We start from the raw sequence: 451 nt of genomic DNA on the forward strand, positions 1-451 counted from the left end.
GGTCCAGGCTGCCGCGCAGGTGCAGGGCGGCGGGCATGTGGTAGGCGACGCTGGCGGCATGGTCCAGTTGATCGAGGAACCACAAGCGCTGCTGGGCCAGGGACAGCGGCAGCGGTTGCTCGCGGGAGACCACGGCAATGGACTGGAGCCGCGACTGACCGGTCTGCTCGACGTGTCGGGCCAGTTCGCTCAGGGAGGTCTGGGCGAACAGCGTGCGCAGGTCGATCTCGGCACCGAGCTCCTGGTGCAGGCGGGCTTGCAGTTGCACGGTCAGCAGGGAATGGCCACCCAGTTCGAGGAAGCCGTCGTGACGGCCGACCTGGTCCAGGTGCAGCAGGTTTTTCCAGATCTCGGCGATGGCGACTTCGGTGTCACCTTGCGGCGCTTCGTAGGCCTTGCTGGCGAGGGCTTCCAGGCCGGGCTCGGGCAGGGCGCGGCGGTCGAGCTTGCC

1 protein-coding gene is annotated in these 451 nt (G+C 68.5%); it reads right to left on the reverse strand.

What is annotated here, in order from left to right; genetic code table 11:
- Window positions 1-451: phosphopantetheine-binding protein (locus tag N005_RS03025; protein ID WP_047699299.1), on the reverse strand; the 451-nt coding region annotated here is incomplete at both ends.

The sequence above is a fragment of the Pseudomonas mediterranea CFBP 5447 genome (assembly GCF_000774145.1).
Lineage (GTDB): Bacteria > Pseudomonadota > Gammaproteobacteria > Pseudomonadales > Pseudomonadaceae > Aquipseudomonas > Aquipseudomonas mediterranea.